Genomic DNA, 3265 nt, shown 5'->3' on the forward strand with positions numbered 1-3265 from the left:
TTCGGCATCAGCTGGGTGGAATCCCGCAACGGCCGAGAACTGGTGAAGCTTGAGGGGGCCGATGCCATCCAGGAATTGCAACGGATGGCAGATCTGGCCCAGGGGGGCCAGGTCCGCAGCACGCAGTCCCTGGCCCAAGCCGCCTGAGATCAGGCGGCGGCTTCTGGAGCCTTCGCCTCAACGGTCTTGTCAGCAGCCGTCTTCGCAGCGGCGGCCAAAGGCCGCATGGAGTTCGACTTGACCTCTGAGCCCTCCTTCAGCTTCTGACGCACCAGCGTTTCGATGGTGGCTGTTGCGTCTGGGTTCTCCTCCATCCAGGTGATGGTGTTGTCGCGACCCTGGCCAATGTTGTCGCCCTCGTAGCTGTACCAAGCACCCTTACGGACAACAACGCCTGTCTCTTCGGCGAGATCAAGCAGACAACCCAAGGTGCTGATGCCGCGGCCAAAGAGAATGTCGAATTCGGCAATGCGGAAGGGTGGCGCAACCTTGTTTTTCGCCACTTTCACCTTGGCCCTGATGCCGAACTCTTCGGTTCCCTTCTTGAGGGTCTGAATCCGACGGATGTCGAGGCGAACCGAGGCATAGAACTTGAGCGCGTTGCCTCCAGTGGTGGTCTCTGGATTGCCGTAGGTCACACCAATCTTGAGTCGCAGCTGGTTGAGGAAGATGACGGTGCAACCCGACTTGCCGATGTTGCCGGTGATCTTCCGCATCGCCTGGCTCATCAGACGCGCCTGGCTGCCAACCGCCAGGTCTCCCATCTCACCTTCGATCTCAGCGCGAGGGGTGAGGGCAGCCACCGAGTCAACAACGATCAGGTCTACCGCCGCTGATCGCACCAGTTGATCAACGATCTCCAGCGCCATCTCACCGGTGTCGGGCTGGGAGACCAGTAGGTTCTCGACATCAACGCCCAGAGAGGCAGCATAGACGGGATCCAGGGCATGCTCCGCATCCACGAAGGCCGCCACACCACCACGCTTCTGAACTTCAGCAATCGCGTGCAGGGTGAGCGTGGTTTTACCGGAACTTTCCGGGCCGTAGATCTCCACCACACGACCCTTCGGGTAACCACCACCCAAAGCGAGGTCAAGGGTCAGCGCACCGGTGGAAATCGTCTCCACCCGCATGCGGGAGGCATCGCCCAGCCGCATGATCGATCCCTTGCCGAAGTTGCGCTCGATCTGACCCAAAACCAGATTCAGCGCCTTGTCCCTCTCACCGGAGGAACGGGGATCGGAAGTGCCGGATTTCATATCTGCAGGCATGAGAAGGACCTGAAACTAAGGAACGAGAGATCCAATGCCACAGAAGCGCCGAATCGTCTCAATTAGTACAAACGTACCGCAACGAATCAGGACCATTGCGCCAGGGGGGCCTGAAAGCGATCCGGATGGAGCAACGCAATCCCAGGCGGAAGACCGCTCTGATCCTGCGGGCGAAGATAGCCCCAACTCACCAGAAAACAGGGCAGTTGTTCCAACCCTGGTGTTAAGTGCACCGCCTCAAGCGTCGCCCGGCGGTCTTCTACGAAGCCACACAGGCCTCGCTGCTGCTGAAGTTGGAGCAGAACGTGAGGTTTGGCGCCAGCCTCACGACCATTCAGACGCCAAGGATGCAGGCCAAGGCTGTTCAGCAGCTCAGCGGTGAAGGCCTGGGTTTTGGTGGTTAGAACAGACCAGTCCACCCCCTCAGCCTCCAACTGCTGCAGCCGCTCCACCAGACCGGGGAAAGGTCGATGCAGCGCCAACCACGCGGAACGGTTCTGCCGAACGGCTTCATCTCTGGAGTCATCGAGTGCCGCCTGCAGCTGCTCCGGCTGCCATCCACGCCGTTGCAGTGCTGAGGCCTGCGCTTCCCCATAGGACTGCAGCCAAACCTCAAGGTTCAGCACCGGCAGCTCTGCGGCCAGCAGCACCATCTCCCAACCGTGATGCACCCACGGCCGCAGCTGACGGAAGGCGTCAGGCACCTGATCAGGCGTAAAACCCTCTGGAACAGCCTCAAGACGACCACAGGCATGCCAAGCACTCCACCAGTACTCCGCCATGCCATCGACGATGACCCCATCGAAATCGAACACCAGCAGGGATCGATCATTCATGGACAAAAACTGGGCCGCTAGGATTCGAACCTAGGAATGGCGGGACCAAAACCCGCTGCCTTACCACTTGGCGACGGCCCATTGATCCGTTTGAACCGCAACCTGCGGATCACCGGAGTACTCATAGTTACCCACAGCAGCCAACCCTTCGTCAATCCACCGGGCGAATCAACCGACAGCCGATCAGCCGGGGAAAACCCTCAGGCGGGACATTTCAGCCTCACCGAAGACATCACTGCGCAGTCGGTAACGGCGCACGAGCTCGGCTTGCATCCGGAGAACACGCTCACTGCGAGGCAGCAACTCCACCGGCCTGCCTTGCGGCATCACCACCTGTTCCACTGCAAGACGGCATTCCTCGAGAGCAGCCAATTCATCGTCCTGAGACACCCGATCCGGCGGAGTGAGCTCTGCGGCCGTTTCGGTGGCCTGACGCCGCAGAAGACGGGCCATGGAACGGGTCACCTGGGGCAGGGTGTCGGATTTAATCACCAGGATCGGGATCCCCAGATCCCTGGCCTGACGTCGCAGGGACGGTTGACGACTAAGGCCCAGTCGAACGCTCAACACCACATCGGCCTCACTCAAATCATCCACAACCCGCGCTCTCCAGCCGTGGGAACGGATGGCCTCCTCCACAACACGGGGAGGAACCCCACAACAGAGAACCTGGAGATGCTCGGCGCTGGTCGCCGGCGGAGACGGTTCCTCTGCTACACTGGCCCCTCGGGCACTGGCCGCAGGCATGGGCACTGGGACAGAGACCGGCTGTTCCGCGAACGATCGTTGGGACGGAGGGCGCAGCAAACCGGAAGCCTGCGGCGGGCCTACCAGCTGAACGCCTCCCTCAGGCGTCAGCTCGCGCTCCTGAACCCTGGGCTTCAGGCCCCGGAGTAGTTGATCCACGGTGGCGGCAACGTCGGTGTGAACGGCCCAGCGCCGCCGGCTATGCATTTCAACCGCAACCGGAAACGTCGGTTCGGCGGCGCGCTCCAACACCGTTTTCTGACTGCGCCGACGCCGGGCCTCCTCATCCCCGAGGGTGACCGCTTGAATCCCTCCCACCAGATCGCTGAGGGTGGGGTTCTTGATCAGGTTGGCCAAAGCATTGCCGTGAGCTGTGGCGACCAGCACCACGCCACGTTCAGCGATGGTGCG

At 61.2% G+C, this 3265-nt stretch carries 3 protein-coding genes, 1 tRNA gene and 1 pseudogene; 1 reads left to right on the forward strand and 4 read right to left on the reverse strand.

The annotated features are described in order from the left end of the window. Positions 1–147: DUF1815 family protein (locus tag ACGVJ8_RS09320; RefSeq protein WP_392347495.1), on the forward strand; the 147-nt coding region annotated here is incomplete at its 5' end. Between the two features lie 2 nt (positions 148–149). Here the strand turns inward: ACGVJ8_RS09320 and recA are convergent. The 4 genes and pseudogenes from recA to ACGVJ8_RS09340 all read right to left on the reverse strand — a co-directional run. Continuing rightward, positions 150–1271 carry a recombinase RecA gene (gene recA / locus ACGVJ8_RS09325; RefSeq protein ID WP_392347491.1) on the reverse strand — a complete coding sequence of 374 codons (1122 nt, stop codon included), beginning with the start codon at positions 1269–1271 and terminating at the stop codon, positions 150–152. Between the two features lie 86 nt (positions 1272–1357). Then, complete coding sequence (locus ACGVJ8_RS09330) at positions 1358–2107, reverse strand: HAD family hydrolase (RefSeq protein ID WP_392347493.1); 750 nt, start codon at positions 2105–2107, stop codon at positions 1358–1360. Positions 2108–2116: 9 nt separating this feature from the next. Beyond that, positions 2117–2188 (reverse strand) — tRNA-Gln (locus ACGVJ8_RS09335). A 102-nt stretch (positions 2189–2290) separates the two neighbouring features. Next, positions 2291–3265 (reverse strand): annotated as a pseudogene (locus tag ACGVJ8_RS09340) (AAA family ATPase); the annotation flags it as partial.

The sequence above is a fragment of the Parasynechococcus sp. genome (assembly GCF_042954245.1).
Classification (GTDB): domain Bacteria; phylum Cyanobacteriota; class Cyanobacteriia; order PCC-6307; family Cyanobiaceae; genus Parasynechococcus.

What these genes read in the sequence shown, in the direction of transcription:
- ACGVJ8_RS09330 (WP_392347493.1), bottom strand. Translation starts at nt 2,107, where the DNA reads ATGAATGATCGATCCCTGCTGGTGTTCGATTTCGATGGGGTCATCGTC.
- recA (WP_392347491.1), bottom strand. Translation starts at nt 1,271, where the DNA reads ATGCCTGCAGATATGAAATCCGGCACTTCCGATCCCCGTTCCTCCGGT.